The sequence below is a fragment of the Mucilaginibacter aquatilis genome (genome assembly GCF_009755275.1).
Lineage (GTDB): Bacteria > Bacteroidota > Bacteroidia > Sphingobacteriales > Sphingobacteriaceae > Mucilaginibacter > Mucilaginibacter aquatilis.
Window position 1 is genome coordinate 655,427 of sequence record NZ_WQLA01000003.1, and the last position, 21,220, is coordinate 676,646.

Annotated in this window: 20 protein-coding genes and 1 pseudogene; 7 read left to right on the plus strand and 14 right to left on the minus strand. The window is 39.9% G+C overall.

The genetic code is table 11. The features are described from left to right. The first annotated feature begins 194 nt into the window (after positions 1 to 194). Positions 195 to 1,751 (plus strand): replicative DNA helicase, encoded by a 1,557-nt coding sequence (gene dnaB / locus GO816_RS10630; protein ID WP_157541877.1) that lies wholly within the window; start codon positions 195 to 197, stop codon positions 1,749 to 1,751. Here the strand turns inward: dnaB and chrA are convergent, their stop codons facing one another. Then, on the minus strand, positions 1,752 to 2,951 hold the full coding sequence (gene chrA / locus GO816_RS10635) for a chromate efflux transporter (protein ID WP_157541878.1): 1,200 nt from the start codon (positions 2,949 to 2,951) through the stop codon (positions 1,752 to 1,754). It abuts the gene before it with no gap. A gap of 105 nt (positions 2,952 to 3,056) precedes the next feature. Next, positions 3,057 to 3,401 (minus strand): tetratricopeptide repeat protein, encoded by a 345-nt coding sequence (locus GO816_RS10640; RefSeq protein WP_157541879.1) that lies wholly within the window; start codon positions 3,399 to 3,401, stop codon positions 3,057 to 3,059. A 252-nt stretch (positions 3,402 to 3,653) separates the two neighbouring features. Here GO816_RS10640 and GO816_RS10645 point away from each other — a divergent pair, with 252 nt between their 5' ends. Beyond that, on the plus strand, positions 3,654 to 4,256 hold the full coding sequence (locus GO816_RS10645; protein ID WP_157541880.1) for a bifunctional nuclease family protein: 603 nt from the start codon (positions 3,654 to 3,656) through the stop codon (positions 4,254 to 4,256). Between the two features lie 181 nt (positions 4,257 to 4,437). Further along, complete coding sequence (locus GO816_RS10650) at positions 4,438 to 5,697, plus strand: nucleoside permease (protein WP_157541881.1); 1,260 nt, start codon at positions 4,438 to 4,440, stop codon at positions 5,695 to 5,697. An 83-nt stretch (positions 5,698 to 5,780) separates the two neighbouring features. Here GO816_RS10650 and GO816_RS10655 read toward each other — a convergent pair whose 3' ends face one another. The 3 genes from GO816_RS10655 to GO816_RS10665 form a co-directional block, all read right to left on the minus strand. Next, positions 5,781 to 6,392: a porin family protein gene (locus tag GO816_RS10655; RefSeq protein WP_157541882.1), complete on the minus strand. Its 612-nt coding sequence runs from the start codon at positions 6,390 to 6,392 to the stop codon at positions 5,781 to 5,783. 82 nt (positions 6,393 to 6,474) lie between these two features. Beyond that, positions 6,475 to 7,896: a TolC family protein gene (locus GO816_RS10660; protein WP_157541883.1), complete on the minus strand. Its 1,422-nt coding sequence runs from the start codon at positions 7,894 to 7,896 to the stop codon at positions 6,475 to 6,477. An 8-nt stretch (positions 7,897 to 7,904) separates the two neighbouring features. After that, positions 7,905 to 8,582, minus strand: a complete 678-nt coding sequence (locus GO816_RS10665; RefSeq protein WP_157541884.1) for an ABC transporter ATP-binding protein — start codon at positions 8,580 to 8,582, stop codon at positions 7,905 to 7,907. Positions 8,583 to 8,818: 236 nt separating this feature from the next. Between GO816_RS10665 and GO816_RS10670 the strand changes: the two genes are divergently transcribed. The 3 genes from GO816_RS10670 to GO816_RS10680 all read left to right on the plus strand — a co-directional run bounded on the left by GO816_RS10670 (position 8,819) and on the right by GO816_RS10680 (position 13,584). After that, on the plus strand, positions 8,819 to 10,006 hold the full coding sequence (locus GO816_RS10670; protein ID WP_157541885.1) for an aspartate aminotransferase family protein: 1,188 nt from the start codon (positions 8,819 to 8,821) through the stop codon (positions 10,004 to 10,006). Between the two features lie 291 nt (positions 10,007 to 10,297). After that, positions 10,298 to 12,574: a glycosyltransferase family 4 protein gene (locus GO816_RS10675; protein WP_157541886.1), complete on the plus strand. Its 2,277-nt coding sequence runs from the start codon at positions 10,298 to 10,300 to the stop codon at positions 12,572 to 12,574. After that, positions 12,574 to 13,584 (plus strand): glycosyltransferase family 4 protein, encoded by a 1,011-nt coding sequence (locus GO816_RS10680; RefSeq protein WP_157541887.1) that lies wholly within the window; start codon positions 12,574 to 12,576, stop codon positions 13,582 to 13,584. Before GO816_RS10675 ends, GO816_RS10680 begins: the two co-directional genes overlap by 1 nt. A gap of 88 nt (positions 13,585 to 13,672) precedes the next feature. Here the strand turns inward: GO816_RS10680 and GO816_RS10685 are convergent, their stop codons facing one another. The 9 genes and pseudogenes from GO816_RS10685 to GO816_RS10725 form a co-directional block, all read right to left on the minus strand. Continuing rightward, positions 13,673 to 15,139, minus strand: coding sequence for a glycoside hydrolase family 130 protein (locus GO816_RS10685; protein ID WP_157541888.1), 1,467 nt, complete (start codon positions 15,137 to 15,139; stop codon positions 13,673 to 13,675). A gap of 189 nt (positions 15,140 to 15,328) precedes the next feature. Continuing rightward, on the minus strand, positions 15,329 to 16,249 hold the full coding sequence (locus tag GO816_RS10690) for a DUF58 domain-containing protein (protein WP_157541889.1): 921 nt from the start codon (positions 16,247 to 16,249) through the stop codon (positions 15,329 to 15,331). A gap of 69 nt (positions 16,250 to 16,318) precedes the next feature. After that, positions 16,319 to 16,639: a thioredoxin gene (trxA, locus tag GO816_RS10695; protein ID WP_157541890.1), complete on the minus strand. Its 321-nt coding sequence runs from the start codon at positions 16,637 to 16,639 to the stop codon at positions 16,319 to 16,321. Positions 16,640 to 16,814: 175 nt separating this feature from the next. Further along, positions 16,815 to 17,387 carry a sugar O-acetyltransferase gene (locus GO816_RS10700; protein ID WP_157541891.1) on the minus strand — a complete coding sequence of 191 codons (573 nt, stop codon included), beginning with the start codon at positions 17,385 to 17,387 and terminating at the stop codon, positions 16,815 to 16,817. 24 nt (positions 17,388 to 17,411) lie between these two features. After that, positions 17,412 to 18,173 (minus strand): DUF5131 family protein, encoded by a 762-nt coding sequence (locus GO816_RS10705; protein ID WP_157541892.1) that lies wholly within the window; start codon positions 18,171 to 18,173, stop codon positions 17,412 to 17,414. Further along, positions 18,173 to 18,775, minus strand: a pseudogene (gene tcmP / locus GO816_RS10710) (three-Cys-motif partner protein TcmP); the annotation flags it as partial. The gene GO816_RS10705 and the pseudogene tcmP, both read right to left, overlap by 1 nt. Positions 18,776 to 18,791: 16 nt before the next feature. Continuing rightward, positions 18,792 to 18,974 carry a hypothetical protein gene (locus tag GO816_RS10715; protein WP_198171490.1) on the minus strand — a complete coding sequence of 61 codons (183 nt, stop codon included), beginning with the start codon at positions 18,972 to 18,974 and terminating at the stop codon, positions 18,792 to 18,794. 113 nt (positions 18,975 to 19,087) lie between these two features. Beyond that, positions 19,088 to 19,381: an Asp-tRNA(Asn)/Glu-tRNA(Gln) amidotransferase subunit GatC gene (gatC, locus tag GO816_RS10720; protein ID WP_157541895.1), complete on the minus strand. Its 294-nt coding sequence runs from the start codon at positions 19,379 to 19,381 to the stop codon at positions 19,088 to 19,090. Continuing rightward, positions 19,368 to 20,108, minus strand: a complete 741-nt coding sequence (locus GO816_RS10725) for a lysophospholipid acyltransferase family protein (protein ID WP_157541896.1) — start codon at positions 20,106 to 20,108, stop codon at positions 19,368 to 19,370. The genes gatC and GO816_RS10725 overlap by 14 nt, the downstream gene beginning before the upstream one ends. A gap of 40 nt (positions 20,109 to 20,148) precedes the next feature. Between GO816_RS10725 and trpS the strand changes: the two genes are divergently transcribed. Continuing rightward, on the plus strand, positions 20,149 to 21,144 hold the full coding sequence (gene trpS / locus GO816_RS10730; RefSeq protein ID WP_157541897.1) for a tryptophan--tRNA ligase: 996 nt from the start codon (positions 20,149 to 20,151) through the stop codon (positions 21,142 to 21,144). Positions 21,145 to 21,220: the final 76 nt, after the last annotated feature.

The following is a 21,220-nucleotide window of genomic DNA, read 5'->3' on the forward strand; positions in this document are numbered from 1 at the left end:
CGGGCAAAATGCGTTCTATGTAAATAAGAGCAAATGGTAAACATAATCAATACAAAATAGGTGCGAATAATATGAACACTAAGCCGTTAAATATTTTTCAACAGCGTTAGTGAGTAACTAAAGCAAATTAGTGTTAAGCCAGCACCTCTATTTTGTATATTTTTGCTCCCCCACTATTTTTGGAGAAACCCATAATGATATTTGAAAATAACAACCGTACAGGCAATGATCGTCGCAGTAAAAACTTTACTGCAAGTAACATGCTTGCTGGTAAGCTGCCCCCTCAGGCCCGTGATTTAGAGGAGGCTGTACTTGGAGCACTGATGTTAGAAAAAGATGCATTGTCGTCGGTTATTGACGTGTTGAAGCCGGAAGTGTTTTACGTTGAGTCGCATCAAAAAATTTTTAACGCCATTCGTATACTTTTCGAAAAAACATCTCCTGTTGATATTTTAACCGTTACTGCACAACTGCGTATGCAGGGTGAACTTGAAATGGTAGGTGGTGCATTTTATATCACTGAACTTACCAATCGTGTAGCTTCGGCAGCCAACATTGAATACCATGCCCGTATAATAATTCAAAAGTACATTCAACGTGAGCTGATACGTATATCAACCGATACCATTAACCTGGCATATGAGGATACCACGGATATCCTTGAACTATTAGACCGTGCGGAAAAAAATCTTTTTGATATAGCTCAAAACAACCTCAGACGCGACTCGCGTAAGATGGATGATTTGATGCAGGAGACCTTGAAAGAAATTGAAGAGCTCAAAAATAAGACCGACGGGCTTACCGGTATAGGTACAGGCTTTACCGACCTCGACCGCATGACATCGGGTTGGCAAAAATCAGATTTGGTTATCATTGCTGCCCGCCCGGCCATGGGTAAAACAGCATTTGTATTGAGCTGTGCACGTAATGCTGCCGTTGATTTCAACAAACCTGTGGTAGTGTTTTCTTTGGAGATGTCGTCGGTTCAGTTGGTTAACCGTTTAATATCGGGCGAGGCCGAAATTGAGCAGGAAAAAATCAGAAAAGGTAAAATGGAGGAGTGGGAATGGCAACAAATCCACTCTAAAATTGGCCGCTTAGAGGCAGCTCCCCTAATTATTGATGACACACCAGGCTTAAATATATTTGAGTTCCGCGCAAAATGCCGTCGTTTAAAATCACAACATGATATTCAGTTAATCATTATTGACTATTTACAGTTGATGACGGGTAAAGTTGATGGTAAAGGCGGAGGTAACCGCGAGCAGGAAATTGGTAGCATATCTCGTGCACTTAAAATGGTGGCCAAGGAGTTACAGGTACCTGTAATTGCACTTTCGCAGTTGAGCCGGGCTGTCGAGAGCCGTCCGGGTGGATCAAAACGCCCAATGTTGTCTGACTTACGTGAGTCGGGCTCTATTGAGCAGGACGCCGATATGGTGTTATTCCTTTACCGTCCAGAATACTACGGTTTGGAGTTTGACGAAGATAACAACCCAACTAAAGGAGTGGGCGAGGTTATTATAGCCAAGCACCGTAATGGTGAAACCGGAACTGTAAGACTTAAGTTTGTGGGCAAGTACGTTAAGTTTGCCGATTTGGAAACCAGTATGGATAACTATCTGCCACCTGGTGGCGGCGGAAATGCGTTTTCGGGCTTATCGCCATCACAGGGCTTTGACAGTAATCCGGGAAATATCATCATCAGGCCGTCTCGCATGGATGATATGGATGATGAAGCTCCTTTTTAATTAGATTAACAATCCTAATACAACGCCTGCTAAAATAACGACAGGCGTTTTTATTTTAGTAAAGTACAGGAGACAGAAAGCGCAAATCATAATAAGGTACGACATCCAGTTCGTGCCGAAAGGTGCTACCAACAGTATTAGCGCAGTAGCCATAAAGCCTACCGCTACAGCATTTATGCCACTAAGCGAGTTTTTGATACGTGTGATTTTTTTCAAATCTTCCCAAAACGGAACTATGAAAAGTATTAAAATTAAGCCCGGCAAATTGATGCCTATAACGGCTACTATACTTCCAATTACCTCACCAGCAATTCCATAACCATTGTTACCTAAAGTTATTGCTCCAACAAATGAGGTAAATGAAAAGGTTGGCCCCGGTAAGGCCTGTTGAAGTGCATAGCCCGACAAGAATTCGGCATTGCTTAAGTAATGTTTTAATTCAACAAACTCGGTATACATCAACGGCACCAATACTTGTCCACCACCAAAAATAAGAATACCGTTACGATAAAAGTTTTCAAACAAACGTACTGGCAAACTAAACGGCGATGTTCGGTTTATTAACGCACCAAGCGCTGCAAAGAACAGCAGTATGCCAATAAAGTAACCTACCTTTTTTGGGTTTACGTTTGAAAACAACTTAACCCTTATAGCGTCTTCTACAGGTTGTGTTTCGAATGCTGACGATATGATGCCGCCAAGCAAAATTAGTAGCGGAAATGCATAGGGATTTTGCAGTATAAGTGTCGCTATTAATGAGCCCGTCGCCAGGTAAGCGCTCACCCTGCTCTTCACAATCTTTTGCGCAAATGTTACTGCAGCATAGGCTACAATGCCAACGGCGGCAGGCCGTATGAAATGCAATATGTTATTAATTTTTCCTGTTGAAGCAAAGGTTTTGTAACCTATTGCAGCCAGGCACATAATAGCAGCTGAAGGCAAAACCCAAATTAAAAAAGTTAACAAGGCCAGCCGCAACCCTCCTACCTTCCAGGCAACGCCAACAAGCGTTTGGGTTGACGATGGTCCGGGTAAAATTTGCGATAAAGCACTCAACTCCATCAACTCCGCTTCGGTAACATATTTTCTTTTTTCTACAAACTCACGCAGCAATATAGCAACGTGCGCCTGCGGCCCGCCAAATGTACTGAAGGTGTAAATTAAGGTGTCGCGAAGGAAAAGTAGCTGGCGGTTTTTCAATTCACAGGAGTGTGTTTATTGGAACAAATATTTAAGTACTGGTAGGTTACCGTTAAAAAAAAACTTAATTATTAAAAGATGCTTTTCGGTCGCCCACTCATATTGCTAATAGTCATCATCCTCGTCGTCATACAGCCCGGATGCCTGGTTATACGCAGATTGTAATTCAGACAGTGCATGATTATCTCGTTTTTGACGGGTTATTTGCATACCTTGCTGATAGGTTCTCAATGCATCTTCCTTGCGATTCAACTGTTCATATAGCTTACCCAAATGGTAATAGGTTCCGCTATAGTTGGGGTGATTATTAACCAATCCTTCAAAATACTTAAGCGCATTTTCGGTATCGTTGAGTTTTAAGTATTCAGTTGCTAAAGCATATTGAACAAACTCATCATTAGGCTCGCTTTGTAAAAATTCGAGCAGTTTTTGTAAGCGGTTAGCCTGCATTTTAAACTGTGTGTTTTTTGTGTACTTTTGCTGATAAGGCCGCAAAACTATGCTGCCTGCTGTGCAAATGTAATGTTTGGCGGCTATAGCATCAACCTTGTAACAGTTATCACGTTTGTGCAGGCATATAAAATTGCCTTTTCTGCAACAAACCCGGACTTAACAGGTTTAAGGGATTATAGTAGCAAACAGTTAGTACGGCATAAAATATGCTATATAGCCGTTAAAGGTTAAGTTGTGATGGGTAATAACATGAAAAAAATAAAGCTCGATATTGTTGGTTTATCTTACAGCCAAACACAATCGGGTGCTTATGCTTTAGTTTTAGGCGAAGTTAGCGGTCGTCGCCGGTTGCCCATTATTATAGGCAGCTTTGAGGCGCAGGCAATTGCCATTGAGATTGAGAAAATGACTCCAAGCCGCCCGCTCACACATGATTTATTTAAAAGTTTTGCGCAGGCCTACAGCATAAACATACAGGAAGTAATTATATACAACCTGGTTGACGGAATTTTTTATGCTAAACTTATATGCTCTGACGGTAAAAAAACTAGCGAAATTGATGCGCGTACGTCTGACGCTATTGCAATGGCTGTTAGATTTTCTTGCCCCATTTATACACATGAATTTATATTATCCACTGCGGGTATTGTAATTGAGGGTAATGATTTTGTTTACCTGGAAAACTTGAGCGAACCTGGCGAAGAGAAACAAGCGGCTACCGGCAGCGTAACTAATTATACATCCTTAAGTACCGATGAACTAAAAAACCTGCTTAAAGATGCACTGAATGAAGAAGCTTACGAAAAGGCGGCAAAAATCAGAGACGAACTAAACAAGCGTAAAGCGTCTTAAATAGGCTGCATGAAATTTACTTCTTTGGTTTTTTGACGATTTTTCTTCTGAAGTTGATTAGTCGCCATGCTCAATAATATTGCAGTTTTCTTACGCGAAAATCTTTTTCATTTCGCAATATTTAGCTACTTTTCCCCTTTAATTAAAACTATTATTTCCCGATTAAACTCATCGTGCTTTTATGAATATTAAGTCACGCTTAATACTGATGAATTTTATGCAGTTTTTTATATGGGGGGCCTGGCTGCTCACCATTGGTGCATATTGGTTTCAAAACAAACAGTGGTCGGGTGCACAGTTTGGTGCAATATTTTCAACTATGGGCATATCGGCTATATTTATGCCTGCCCTTACCGGTATACTTTCTGACCGATTTATAAATGCCGAAAAACTTTACGGAATAATGCACATAGGCGGCGCGTTAACGTTGCTTTGCCTGCCATTGGTTGGCGACCCCTCAACGTTCTTTTGGGTGATGTTGCTTAACATGATATTTTACATGCCAACATTGTCATTATCCATCACGGTAGCTTATTCAGCCCTTAAAGGCAGCAACCTTGATGTGGTTAAAGATTATCCACCCATTCGTATTTGGGGTACAATTGGTTTCATAGCTGCCTTGTGGACGGTAAGTTTAACTCACAATGAAACATCAGCCAATCAGTTCTACATAGCCTCTGGTGTTGCTCTGGCCTTAGGTTTGTACTCGTTCAGCTTGCCTAAATGCCCGCCGCAATTAAGGTTAAGTGAAAAGCGCTCATTTACCGAAAGGTTAGGCCTCAATGCCTTTGCCTTATTCAGAACACCGCGTTTTGCCATATTTTTTGCTTTTTCAATGTTGCTGGGTGCAGCACTTCAATTAACCAATGCATACGGCGATACCTTTTTACATGACTTTGAAAAGGTAGATGCTTATAAGGATGCTGTTGCTGTGCGTTACCCGGCCATTATTATGTCTATTTCTCAAATATCTGAGACGTTGTTCATTTTGGCTATTCCGTTTTTCCTGCGCAAGTTTGGTATTAAATACGTAATGCTGTTCAGTATGCTTGCATGGGTATTGCGTTTCGGGCTGTTTGCTTTTGGTAACCCTGCAGCAGGTTTATGGATGATTGTGTTATCATGCATTGTATATGGTATGGCTTTCGACTTCTTTAATATATCAGGATCATTATTTGTTGAAACTCAAACCACGCCAGCTATTCGCGGTAGCGCGCAGGGCTTGTTTATGATGATGGTAAATGGCTTTGGCGCCCTGTTTGGTAGCTTTGCCAGTGGTTACCTCATTGATCACTACTTTACACTTGCCGATAAGACTAAAGACTGGCAAGGCATTTGGCTTACATTTGCAGCATACGCGTTGATAATTGCAATCATATTTCCTTTCGTGTTCAGATACAAACATAATGCTGCTCTAGAACATGCTATAAAACACGCTTAAAAGCGTTGCTTTGCTATAAAAATACAAAGGCATCACTAAACTAATAGTGATGCCTTTGTATTTTTATAGTGATTTGGTATGCCTTACATAGCAAATAAGCGGTAACCTACAGTGAAGTTGAACATATTCAATCTTACATCGGCATTACCCTCGCCGTTTTTTACTTTGTTTAAACCCAACTCGTAACGTAAATCAAGTGATAAGCGCGAAACGTCAAGGCCGGCTCCAAATTGCCAGGCATAGTTTTGGTCTTTAACACGCAGGCGGCTGGCATTACTGAAAGCATCACCTACGCTTTGGTCATGGCTTACTGCAAATGAAACCAACGGTCCGGTATTAAAACGTGTGCCAACACCCATTAAGCCAAAACGCTTACCAATTAATAAAGGAAGGTCGATGCTTCTGAATTTTGCTGTGTTTTCAGCGCGGGCACCAGAGTCGTAAAATTTCACATTCTTCGATGTGTAATATAACTCCGGCTGGAAATGAAGCCCGCCAATACCTATACGGCCCCATATACCTGCAAGATATCCTGCCCTGTTATCGGCACTTAAAGTTTTCTCGGTTGAAAATGCAGATAAGTTTACACCGCCTTTGATGCCTATATTAACGTTAGGCATCAGTGGAACTGTTTGCGCACTTGCTGATGCAACAATGCCCAATGCTCCAATGATCATATAAAAAATTTTCTTCATAGTAGTGTAGTGTATGATTATAGCGTTAACAATGTTTGTTAACTTTTGTGCTATAAAAAATCAACTACAGCTATTGATTTGCTTAAAAGCTAAGATTGCCTCGGTAATAAGCCAGTATTTTTGTCCGTATATAATAATCGTAACGGGCATTGATAAGGTTGTTGTTAGCCCTGTCTAAATTGTTTTTTGATACAATGTAATCTACTGAAGTTAACGCTCCCTCATTAAATCTGATTGTAGCCGTACGAAATGATTCTTTGAATGCATCAACCTGCTCAGTTAAAATTTGCAATCTGTCATAAGCCGATGTCATGTTTAAATAGGCCTGCTCAACATTTTGCTTCAACTGAATACGGGTATTTTCTTCAACATAACGTGCTTCTGATAAATCAATTTTTGCCAAAGCTACCCGGTTGCGGTTTTGAAAAGCATTTAGAATTGGAATTTGCAATCCGATGCCAACCTGGGTTGTATAATTGTTTTTAAATTGATTGTAATAACCAAGGCGCTCATTAGTATAATTTTGGTTAAAAGCATATACCGGTTGGTTACCGGTAGGCGTTTTAATAAAGCTACCAGTGTTTATCTCCATCGAATCAACAAACACTGAACGACGTGCAGCACTCGAATACCGGGTGGCTACACCACCAAATAATGAAAGTGTCGGATACAATAATCCTTTTATTGCCTTTACCTTTTTTTCGGCGCTTTGCCTACGTAGCTCAGAAGCCTTTACTGTAGGCAAGTTTGAGAGTGCTGCGCTGTAAACATCGTCTGCTGTTTCACTAAATTTGGTTGATGGCAGCTGCGCAGCATCAATCCTTTGCAATTTTATGTTTTTAGAGAACGGGACGTTCATTAGCATTAGCAAGTTCAGTTTTGACGCCTCGAGCGAATTATTAGCGTTTATTACTGATAATTGATCGGTAGACTGCTGACCGCGCACATCAAAATAGTCTGAAGGCTTTACTGCACCGTTATCTTTCATAACTTGCAACCTCTGCACTTGTTGCTTTGATACCTCTAGCTGATTGTTTGCCAGGGTTAATAAATCGCTGTTATTTATGGCCTGCAAATAAGTTGTAATCACATTAAGGGTGATATCGTTTTTTGCCTGCTCAAAATCCATTTTACCTGCCTGGTAGGCAAGTGATGTTTGGCGTATGCTATTTTGAATAGTCATACCGTTAAAGAGAATTAAGTTGGCGTTGGCGCTATAGTCGGCCGATGTTATTTGCTGATTGAGGTACGTGTTTGTGAAAGGATCAAGGCTTCGACCTGTGCTTAAACCGTGATTAACACTGCCGTTAAAAGTTGGCAGTAAATAGGCGCGCTGCTGCTGCCAGTAAACACGGCCACGTTCCATTTCCAGCTCACTGCGTTTAACAGTAAGGTTATTTTGAATAGCAATTTCAATACATTGCTGCAGGTTTAACGTGCTGTCGGATGTTTGGCTGTAAACGCTGGAAATCCCTACGAATAAAAATAAAAACAAAAAACGCATTTTACTAATCACAGGTTTAAAGTTGAGTCAATTTTACCATCAAGAAGATTGATAATGCGTGAACCATAGCCTGCATTTTTTTCAGAGTGAGTTACCTGTATAATGGTCACGCCTTCTTCTTTATTTAATTTTCTAAACAGGTCCATAATTTCCTCACCCTGTTTTGAATTAAGGTTTCCGGTAGGTTCATCAGCAAGGAGCAATTTTGGTTTGGCGATAAGTGCACGAGCTATGCCTACCAGCTGCTGCTGACCTCCTGATAACTGTGCTGGAAAAAGGTCTTTCTTTCCAACAATATTAAATTTATCTAAAGCATCTGCCACCAGTGCTTTACGCTCGGCGCTTTTTACATCCTGATATAAAAGCGGAGTTTCAATGTTTTCGTAAACCGTTAGCTCATCAATTAAGTGATAGGCTTGAAATACAAAGCCAATATTTTGTTTGTAAAGTGTTGAGCGTTGTTTCTCTTTAAGCTGATGAACCGGCTCATTTAAAAAATACTGATAACCATCAGAGGGCTGGTCGAGCATACCTATAATATTGAGTAGCGTCGACTTTCCTGATCCGGAGGGTCCCATGATGGATACAAATTCGCCCTGGTCAATATCAAGGTCTACCTTGTTTAATACATAGGTTTTATTGCCGCCGGTATTGTAGTATTTGGATACTTGTTTAAGTGATAACATGGATGTAAAATTATAACAGTGCCAGTAAATTTTGCCCGCTAACTACTCCTTAAGGGAGATTTTTATACCACTATCATAATGTGCTTATAATCAATGTTTTTTATTGAATAACCTAACAATCATTGTTCGTTTGTGCAACAGCGGTTGTTCGGTTGTGATACAGTAAATACAAGCTTTACGCTATTCAGTATTAGCATGATGTGAGCATACCAAATTGTAATTTGTATTTTCGTAGCATGTTAACGCTACGCCAGCTCTTTCTTAATAATAATGCTCAAACTACCGATTTTCCCTTATGCCTGGAGTTTGAGCGTGCCGAAGGTATATACATGTACAACAATGAAGGTAAGGCGTGGATTGATTTAATCTCTGGTATAGGCGTTAGCAACATAGGGCACAGAAATCCTCAGGTAATTAACGCCATAAAAGATCAGCTTGATAAATATATGCACCTGATGGTTTATGGTGAGTACGTGCAAACCCCACAGGTGCGTTTTGCCGAAAAGCTTGCTTCTTTACTGCCGGATGCATTGCAGTCTGTATACTTTACTAATTCGGGCGCGGAAGCAATTGAAGGTGCTATGAAGCTGGCCAAACGCTTTACCGGCCGTAGTGAAATTATTGCCTGCCGTAACGCTTATCATGGCAGCTCGCAAGGTGCATTGAGCATTATGGGTAATGAAGAGTTTAAGCAAGCATACAGGCCGCTGTTACCCGGAGTAAGGTTTATTGAATTCAACAACATTGATGACCTTTCTTACATTACTGAAGATACCGCTTGTGTGATTATTGAAACCATACAAGGTGAGGCCGGCATAAGAGTTCCTGACGCCGCCTACCTTACAAAGTTACGCAACAGATGCTATGAAACAGGTACGCTGCTAGTATTGGATGAAAATCAAACGGCTTTTGGCAGGACGGGTAAACTTTTCGCTTTCGAGCATTTTAATATTATTCCTGATATACTGGTTTTGGGTAAAGCACTTGGCGGTGGCATGCCATTGGGAGCATTTGTATCATCAATCGACATTATGGGTGCATTGAAGAACAATCCCATACTTGGACACATTACCACCTTTGGCGGCCATCCTGTATGCTGTGCGTCGGGGTTGGCTTCATTGAATGTTTTACTTGAAGAAAAGCTGATTGATACCGTTGCTGAAAAAGAAGCTTTGTTTAAGCAATTACTCACTCACCCGGCAATTAAGCAAGTTAGAGGTAAAGGTCTAATGCTGGCTGCTGAATTGGACAGTTTTGATTTGAATAAAAAAATTATAGACAAGTGTATTGAAGATGGCGTTGTAACGGATTGGTTTTTACATTGCAGCAATTCCATGCGTATTGCACCTCCCCTAATTATTACTCAACAACAAATTAAAGATGCATGCAGCATTATTATAAATGCTGTAAATCACTACGTTTAAGTTTTAAGCCTACCTGAGCTTCTTTTTCTCGTCCGCCTTTTACCAGCAGTTTTTGATGTTATCTTTATCAACTGCTAATGATAGCAAATGGCATCTTAGTGTACCATAAACACCTTTTTTGAACTTAATTGGTATAGTTTATGCACTTATATTCATGTATTCGCAAATTACGGGGGCTTGCGCTGTATTTACAGCATTTTGGACGTCGGGATGCCCTCTTTTTAAGTCAGAAGTGTACGATTTCCGGCTTATAAACTTGAATAATTCAAAAATCTATCTATAAAAAACAAAATGAAAATTGCCTACATCTCCACCTATCCGCCACGTGAGTGCGGTATAGCTACGTTCAACCAAAACCTAATGCGTGCTATCAGTGCTAATTTTCCTGAACGAAAATCATTATCACAAGGAGGCTTTGTAGTTGCTGTAAATGATTCGGAAGATTTACAGGAGTATGAGTACCCGGAAGAGGTAAAATACGTCATCCGTCAAAACCACCAAAAAGATTACATACGCGCGGCTAACTTTATTAACACCAGCACCGCAGACGTGTGTATAATGGAACACGAATTTGGTATTTACGGTGGCGAAAGCGGTATTTATATTTTGCCGTTGTTAAACCGTTTAGAGAAGCCTCTGATTTCGATATTGCATACCGTATTGCGCGAACCAAGCTACGTACAGCGTATTATAGTAAGAGAGATTGCAGAACAATCAGCCAAAATAGTAGTAATGAGTCAACGTGCAGTTGAATTTTTGAATACTATTTACGAAATACCGGCAGAGAAAATACAGATTATTGAACATGGTGTTCCTGACCTGGAAGCTCCTGAAAATAACCCTGTACAGAATATCAGTGCCTTTAAAAATAAAAAGGTGTTACTTACCTTTGGTTTAATAAGCCGCAACAAAGGACTGGAAGTTGTTATTAAAGCTTTACCTAAAATTGTAGCCAAACACCCTGATGCTATGTATGTGGTGTTGGGCAATACTCACCCTGGTGTGGTTAAACACTCAGGTGAAGAATATCGTGATTATTTGAAAAGCCTGGCTGCACAGCTTAAAGTTTCAAATCACTTAACTTTCATCAATAAATTTGTTGCCGAGGAAGAGCTGATTAATTACTTAACGGCAGCTACAGTTTACGTTACCCCTTATCATAACGAAGCTCAAATTACCAGCGGTACCTTATCTTACGCAGTAGGTTCAGGTGCAGCGGTAGTATCTACTCCATATTGGCACGCAACTGAGTTACTTGCCGATAACCGCGGACGTTTATTTGATTTCAAAGATGCCGAGTCATTGGCTGAAACTGTAAACAGCCTCCTTGATAACGAGCAGTCACTTAATGAAGTTAAGCAAAACGCTTACGAATACGGTTTACACCTGCGTTGGCCGGTAATTGGCGCTGAGTACATTCGCATTGCACAGGAATCGGTAAGCCGTCATGACTTCCGCGATAAAATTCTACGCAACAGCATTGTTGATCCGGAAATTATGCCTGCATTTAACTTGGCTCACATTTTACGCCTTACTGATGATACCGGCATAGTACAGCATGCTAAATACGGCATACCTAACTTAAAAGAAGGGTATTGCCTTGATGATAATTCACGGGCGCTTATTATGGCGTTGATGGCTTATCAGCGTAATAAAAGCCCGGAAGCACTTAACTTATTGCCAATATATCTCAGCTACATACATTATATGCAAACTGATGACGGTAACTTCCGTAACTTCTTAAGTTTCGATCGCCGTTATTTGGATGAGGTAGGTTCTGAAGATTCATTCGGCCGTACAATTTGGGCTTTAGGCCATTTGATAGGATGTGCAGCGCATAATTCGTACCGCGAGTTTGCAATGGAATTGTTTCACAGATCATATCCTCACTTCCAAAAGCTGGAGCACATACGCGGTATGGCTAACACCATCATCGGTATATCTTTATACCTGAAAGCTATTCCTACAGACGAAGGCATGGTGAATGAACTTATTCGTTTAACAACTCCTTTGGTTGAAGCTTATAAAAGAACATCATCACCTGAGTGGCATTGGTTTGAAGATGTAATGACGTATGATAATGCTATTCTTCCTTTAGCGTTATTGCACTCTTGCGAAATAACCAGCAACGAAGAAGTTAGGGCAATTGCAATGGAATCAATGGCATTCCTTGACAAGTTGACTTTGTCTAATGGTTATTTAAGTCCTATTGGTAATGATGGATGGTACTATCGTGGTGGCACCTTCCCTACCTTTGACCAGCAAGCAATTGAAACTATGGCCATGGTACTGATGTATTTCCAGGCTTATGAAACGCTACGTGAACCGGAATACATCGAAAAGATGTTCCTGAGCTATAAGTGGTTCCTTGGCGAGAATACGTTACGTGCTCCGTTATATGATCATGAAACCAAAGGTTGCTGCGATGGTTTAATGCCAACCGGTATAAATCGTAATCAAGGTGCTGAAAGTACGCTGGCTTATATGATATCGCATTTAACAGTACTTAAAGCATTTGAGCTGGAGTATGAGTATAATAAATACGGGCAAAAAATAGAGGTTTGCTAATGAGAGTTGCCGTTCTATCTCCCGTTGCCTGGCGCACACCGCCACGGCACTACGGACCATGGGAACAGGTAGCTTCAAATATTGCCGAAGGTATGGTTAAAAAGGGTGCAGAAGTCACCCTTTTTGCCACCGGCGATTCTATAACCGCCGGTCAGCTGCAATCTATTTGCGAAGCTGGCTACGAAGAAGATCGCTCGCAGGATGCTAAGGTGCTAGAGTGCCTTCACATCAGCAATCTCATGGAGCAAGCCGATAGGTTTAATATCATTCATAACAATTTCGATTTTTTACCGCTCACCTATTCAGGATTAATTAATACGCCTGTTATAACAACTATCCACGGCTTTTCATCACAGCGGATAATTCCGGTGTACAAGAAGTATAACGCAACTTCGCATTATGTTTCCATAAGTAATGCCGACCGTAGTACCGATTTAAATTACCTGGCAACTGTATACAATGGTTTAGATGTAAGAGATTTTAATTACATACAAACTGCAGAAGATTACCTGTTATATTTTGGCCGTATTCATCATGATAAGGGCACAGCGGAGGCTATTGATATTGCGCGCAAAAGCGGCAAAAAACTGCTGATTGCAGGGATTATTCAGGATGCAAATTATTACCGCGAACGAGTTGAACCGTTTATTGATAATGAGCAGATTGTTTATGTTGGACATGCAGGCCCCGAGGAGCGTCAAAAATTATTAGGTAATGCCTCTGCCCTGCTTCACCCAATTAATTTTAATGAGCCGTTTGGCATGAGCGTAGCAGAATCAATGCTTTGTGGTACACCTGTTATTGCATTTAACAAAGGATCAATGCCTGAGCTGATTAAGCACCAGGAAACCGGCTACCTGGTCAACACCGTTGACGAGGCCGTTGAATGTGTAGCTCAACTCCCTAAAATTAACAGGCAGGAATGCCATGATTGGGCAGTTTCAAAGTTCTCAAGCGATAAAATGGTAGATGACTACTACGAACTGTATCGCAAAATACTGGAGCAGTAATCATCAATATACAACAAAAAAAGCTTACCAATTTGGTAAGCTTTTTTTGTTTGAACATATAGTCCAAAGTATTTTGTTATTCGCTGGCTTAAACGCCATCTGATTTCAACCTGTTAAGCAAAGTTTTCAAATCAACTTCGGCAAATGATGATGAATAGTCTGACAAACCGTATGGTAATATAAGCTTATTGTTATGTACTATTGAACCGCAAGAGTAAATTACGTTAGGTACGTAACCTTCACGCTCTTCGCTGTTAGGTAATAACAATGGCTCTTTTAAACGCCCTATTTCCACTGATGGGTCATCCAGTTTAAGTAGGCTGGCACCTAATACATATTTACGCATAGGGCCTACGCCATGGCTTATAATCAACCATCCGTCTTCTGTTTCAATAGGCGAACCACAATTACCTATTTGTACAAACTCCCATGCAAACTTAGGTTTTTGCAGCAACTGCGGATTTTCCCATATGTTTATTTTATCAGAGTACATGATGTAGTTGTTGCAACCATCAATACGCGATAACATGGCATATTTGCCGTTAATTTTACGAGGAAATAATGCCAGATTTTTATTCTGAGATCCGGCACCGTATAAAGGCATAATACGGAAATTCAGAAAGTCATTTGTTTGTAGCAGTTTAGGCATAATCAAAGAACCATCATAAGCCGTATACGTAGCATAATATGATGAGCTTCCATCTTCATTATAAAATTTAACAAAGCGGGCATCCTCAATACCCTTACGTTCGTATTCTGATATTGGAAAAATGACACGATCAGATATATCAGTATCCAACGAAAATACAATTTCGTAATATGAATCGGCAAGCCATAACACCTTGTCATACTCAAGCCTCCTCATGTCATCACCCTGAAGCTTTTGCGAATCAAGAATCAACCGGCGAAGGTTTGAATACTCGAAGTGATGATCGAGTTTGCTTTCCAACTCTTTAAGTACATCAATATTTATTTGGGTGGTAATAGCCTTCTCAAAAAACAGCTTTTTGTTATAAACTGCATTACGTACAATCTCCGCTTCATCAATATAGTTTCCTGCTGGTAATACAGTAATATTATTGTGCTTGTCAAAAAGCGCGCGTCTGAAAGTTATTGACGAAATGTGACCTTCTCCTACCGCCCTAAAGCTCATGATTACACGGCGCTCTCCTTCTTCCAAATCGCTTTGGTCCGGATCATCTATAATGGAAGGATTAAAGAATGCTGCCGATTCAATTGAATATTCGTGAGTGAAATAAGAGCCGATAAGCAATTTACGATATACGCTTAAGCTGTCAAAGTCAATTCCCAGTTCAATAAACAGGTTTTTTAATTTGGCGCAATGGCGGTTTAAAACTCTCGTAATATTACGATGCCGGCTTGAGTACTCTTGTAGCAAGGGCGATATAAGTCCGAAAATTTGATCTTCCGGAACATCCATAACCCGTTGTATTACTTCTTTTGAACGTTCGTTACCGTTAAAAAAGAACCGGGCAATAACACGCTTAGAATCGGGGTTTACTTTTACAGCCTTACGCTCGATAGAAAGTCTCATATAGGGTTTGTATATATTTATAACAGTGGTGGCAAAATTACAATTGCTTTAACCGAAAATACAATTATAATTCAGCTTTAATAGTTGTCATAATCTACACAAATTATAGTGCTTAAGGTTTTATGTTTTTTATATTAAACCGTAAATGGCGCATTGCCGCCAAGCTTTTGATAAATAATTAACGGTTAATTAAATAACTTTATTCCGTTTGATGAGATACGCCTTAAGTATAGCGTTGTAGCCATCATGTATATTGGCGTCAATAATGTCAACCTTATACTGTGCACACTTTAGTTGCAGTTGATGCCTGTAGCTGCTGAGTGCTGCTTGGTAACTTTCTCTCACACGGCCGGGATGCACCCTCACCTCTTCCCCTGTTTCAACATCAACAAAGTGGTGTGGGCGGTTATCAAAGCTGAAGTCAACCTCATTTACTTTGTCATTCACATTAAATATAATTACCTCGTGCTTGTTATATTTTAAATGCTGTAACGCCGAGAATAAAGCCTGTGACTTTTCTTCGTTCATGCTGTTTTCAAACATATCGCTGAAAATGATCACCATTGAACGTTGATGTACTTCTTCGGCCAGGTGATGAATTACGTCAGTTAAATTAGTTTGCACGTTTATTTTTGGCTGATCGTAAGCTTTTTGCAATTCGGCAAATAGGTAGAACAGGTGTGTAGATGTAGATTTGACAGAGCTCAGCCAATCAATTCTTTCCGAAAATAAGCCTAAACCAAAGGCGTCACGCTGTTTTTTAAACAGGTACATAAGCGACGCTATGGCGTAAATGGAAAATTGAAGTTTACTTGGTTCCTTTTGCGGATAGTTCATGGAAGATGAAGTATCCAAAAGCAGGTAGCACCTTAAGTTTGTCTCTTCTTCAAATCGCTTTACAAAAAGCTTATCAGTTTTGGCAAATAATTTCCAGTCAATGTTTTTTACTGATTCGCCATTGTTGTATAGCCTATGCTCGGCAAACTCAACCGAAAAGCCATGGAAGGGACTTTGATGCAATCCGGTTACAAATCCTTCCACAACCTGCTTTGCAAGCAGCTCGAGGTTTGCTAATTGACGTATTTCCTGGTTAGTGTTAAGATTAGCCATTGCAACTAATTTAAATAAAAAAAGCGTCTCCTTTTAAGAAACGCTCTTTTAATATCATAGGGAAACTGCTTATGCAAGTTGTTTGCCTAATTTTTCGGTTAATACCGACTTAGGCACAGCACCAATTTGCTTATCTACAATTTCGCCGTTTTTAAAGAATAACAACGCAGGGATATTACGGATACCGAATTTCATTGAAATACCAGGATTGTTGTCAACGTTTACTTTGCCTACAACAGCCTGACCGTCATATTCTTTGGCAATTTCCTCTACAACCGGACCTACCATACGACACGGACCGCACCATTCTGCCCAAAAGTCAACTAATACCGGTTTATCTGATTTTAATACCAACTCATCAAAGTTAGCATCGGTAATTTCTAAAGCCATGTTTTTAAATGTTTATGTTTTAACAAATATATAACAATCAAATTGCTTGCCACAAATGGGGGCTGACAAACTGACAAATAAATTACTGGAAAGTTTTACAGCTTATGGTTGATGCTCAATATTAGCGGAAAAGGTTTTCAAAACTCATCTCCGTGCATTAATAATATTGATTTAACTAAACTAATTTGTCTTCTTTCCCCAGCTTCCTGATTACACGGGCGGGATTTCCAACTGCTAAAGAATCATCAGGTATATCTCGCGTAACTACCGCTCCTGCTCCAATCACACAACGGTTGCCTATGGTTACCCCCGGACAAATGATTGCGCCACCTCCTATCCAACAGTCGTCGCCAATGGTAATGGGTTCTGCATTTTCCCTGCTGCGCCTTTCAACGGCATCAAGCGGGTGTGTAGCCGTATAAACCTGTACACCCGGAGCAAAAAACACATTGTTGCCTATGGTAACAGGCATAACGTCAAGCACAACGCAATTAACATTAAAGTACACGTTTTCGCCGCAGATTATATTATAGCCATAATCACAATGAAATGGTGGCTCAATGTATATGCTTGCAGGTGCGTTAGGCAATAATTTGGCAAGGACAGCCTTTGTACCATCCCCAACAACATATTCAGTAATATTAAGCTTGTGAAGCAAACGCTTGCAATCGGTACGTTCTTTAACCAATTCAGTATCATAAGCGAGGTAGTACTCGCCGTTAAGCATTTTTTGTTTTTCAGTTTTCATAGGGTAGTGGCTAATACATTTTTACTATGCAGCCCGTTTAGGCATTTCCCGATAAACTTTTCCGTCAATCTCACAACCTCCTTTGGCATGCTGCGGATGATCTGAAATTATTGTTGGATCGTTAGGATTATCATTGTTTTTCGCTTTTCCCCATTGTTTAAAAAAGAAAGCGACTGCATAATCCTGGCAGCGAGATCTGATGTACTGAATCCAATCTTTTTTTATAGGCCGTGCTTTATGTCCTGATTCTCCCCCAACAATTACCCAATCAATTTTAGCAAGGTCCAAGGTATAGACAGGTGCTATTAACGGTTCGATAGATAGAAATTTTGTATTAGCAGCAGTTTTTGATAAATCATCTATACGAAACGTATATTCTTCACTTTCAACAGAAACGCCCATCCAAATATTTTTAGACCAAGTAAGCTGTGATGATAAGTCTAGCAATCTTTCTGACCTTTTCGTTAAAACTTGGTATATGTGTTGTGGGGTATTATTCATTACAGTAAATACCGCCTTTATAAATTCCAAAGGAACTTCTGGGTGAAACAAATCACTCATCGAATTCACAAACACTATCTTAGGTTTCTTCCATGTAAATGGAACGTTCAAGGCATCAGCATGAGTTCTTATCTGAAATCCATCGACATACTTATCAACTCCCATTGCTTTCAATCTTCTTGACATTACTTCTGCATAACAGAATTTGCATCCGGGACTTATTTTGGTACATCCAGTTACTGGATTCCAAGTAAGCTCTGTCCATTCAATACTTGATTGCGCCATTATAACTTATATTTAGGCTTGATAACATCATTGGCGATTTTTAATCCACTATGATTGTTGGTAGCCATCATAAAATGATACATTATAGAATTTGTACTATTCTTCATAACAAAAGATTCAGATACATATTCAAATACTGTTTTTAATCTTTCAGTATATAGATTACCTATTTTAGTAACAATATCTTTCTCTTTATTGATTTGTGTCTCTTCACCAAATAAAGTACTTACACTTCTTCTCTGATAGAAATAATCTATGATATATTGTCTGTCTAAGCCTAAAAACTTCTCTAATTTTCTTTGCCAAGCTTCTGATATATTTCCATCGTTTTTAAGTAATCGGCTAACGCCTAAACCAGTCGGAACTAATATCCAAAAATCTATACCAAGCCCCTTTAAGGCTTGTATAGATTCCCAATTTACAGTCATACCATATGGATCAATAAAAGCAAGTGCCCTATATACTTTGTTACTATCTAAATATTTAGCCATTGCTATTAATTTTTCATTGCAATCCGCTTTTACAACGTTTATTCCTTTTCTATTAGGGTAAATTGATTTAATACTATCTTCTAGTGAAGCTTTGAAAAGCTCCTCCTTTTCAACGAAATAATATAGATCAAAAGGCTTGGGGGTCCTCTATATCGAGAATTCTTAATGCAGTTCCTTTAATTGCTTCTTGCGTTTCATTATTTTCGATCAATCCAGAACCTGCAAAACCATCAAAATATAATGTTTTTACCCAGCTCTGTTTGCTCATGATTGTTAAATATGCTTTTGCGTAAGCAACAACCATTTCCATTTTAGTCTCGGTCCAATTACCTCCAAAATTATTCATGCAAAAATACTAATATAATTAGCAAAAAAATATTATTACTTTAAATATATAGATTTTCGCAATAAAATAAATTATTGTCACTTACCTCCAATTACTTTAGCCACCATAAAGTGCTTACCATCCTGCTCGGGGGCATTTGATAGGGCTTCCTCGTGGGTAATTTCTTGCTTTACTACATCTTCGCGCAATACATTTACCTCTTCTGTCATGTAAATAAGCGGCTCAATGTTTTGCGTGTCAACCTCATTCAGCTTATCCATAAAGCCAAGTATCTTGTTCATATCGCCTACCAGTTCATTGGTTTCCTGTTCGGTTACTTCAAGGCGTGCAAGGTGTGCAACTTTGGCAACGGTATCTTTATCTATTAACATAGCTTTCAAATTTGCTGTTTATTATATTGTAAACCTCATCGCGCAAAGCATCTGCATCAGCTACGGTAAGGTTACTGGTTTCTATAGGGCGGTGTACATAAACTTTGCATATTCCCGGGCTGCTTCCGCGCTCAAGGCCGGTGTCCCACAGAATTTGCCAGGCATTAAGTGTTGTAACCGGAATAATTGGCACCTTGTGTTCAATAGCAAGCCTGAAAGGGCCGTTTTTAAATTCATGTAGCCTGGGCGGAAAATCATCAGGTATTTTACCCTCCGGAAATATAACAAGGCTCATGCCTTGCTGTAAGCGTTCGGCAGCAGTTTTAAAGGCCCTGAAAGATGACATCTTACTTTCGCGGTTAACCGGTATGTCAACGGTTTGGAATGATAACCGGGTCACAAAATTATTCAGCAGCTCCTCCTTACCTATGAAGCAAAAGTTATTTTTTACCAACAGGCTTGCAGCGGTAATATCTAGGTTTGAGGTATGATTAGGACATATAATATAAGTGCGACTCCAGTCAATTTTCTCTTCGTAACTAAAGGTGTAAAATATACCCGCAATTGATGAACTAAGCACTCCCCATACTTTTCGCATGCGGTTCATTGCTGGGTAACGTGCTGGGTTTCGTGAAAAAAAGTATAGCAGCGGCCATAATATGATGAAGAAAGCAGCAACACTGTAGCGGTAAAAATAAGCGTGTACTTTTTTCAATAGTATTTTCATCAATGCCAAAAATATAAAAATTCCTTACTTTCGCGCCATTATGGAAACTGTTGTAAGTGGTATTCGTTCAACCGGTAAACTGCATTTGGGTAACTATTATGGTGCAATCCAAAACTTTATAAAAATGCAGCATGAGTATAATTGCTATTTTTTTATTGCCGATTTACACTCGCTAACTACGCATCCAACCCCGTCTGATTTACATGGAAATGTTAAACAGGTGTTGGTTGAATACCTGGCCGCAGGTATTGACCCTGAACAGGCTACCATTTATATCCAAAGTGACGTTCCGGAGGTTGCTGAGCTTTATCTTTACCTTAACATGAATGCTTATCTTGGTGAGCTTGAACGTGCTACATCTTTCAAGGATAAGGTACGTGCCAGCCCTGATAACGTTAATGCCGGTTTGTTGACCTACCCTGTTTTAATGGCAGCCGATATTATTATACATAAGGCAACAAAGGTGCCCGTGGGTAAAGACCAGGAACAGCATTTAGAAATGGCTCGTACCTTTGGTAACCGTTTTAACCGTTTATACAATAACGAATACTTTCCTGAACCATATGCCTTTAGTTACGGCGACAAGCTGGTAAAAATTCCGGGGCTTGATGGTAAGGGCAAAATGGGTAAATCTGAGGGTGAAGGCAATGCCATTTACCTGAGCGACTCGCCCGAGGTAATTCGCAAAAAAGTAATGAAAGCTGTAACAGATGGAGGTCCGGCTACTGAAAATCAACAAAAGCCTGATGAGATACAGAACCTGTTTGATTTGATGAAAGTGGTATCAACTGATGACACTTACAATCACTTCAATAATTTGTACAACACCATGCAAATACGCTACGGCGACCTTAAGAAGCAACTGGCGGAAGATATGGTATTGGCAACAGCTCCCATACGCGAAAAGATAAACGATATAGCTAATGATAGCGAATACCTGAGTCGCGTTGCACGTTTAGGAGCCGACAAGGCCCGCGAAAGTGCAAGGAAAACTATTAGTGAAGTACGGGAAATTATAGGGTTCAGAAGCTTTTAATTTGGGTTCATAGTTGATGGTTCATGGTTCATAATGTATCTTAGCAATAAGAGCTTAATTGAGCCTGCCTTTTTAC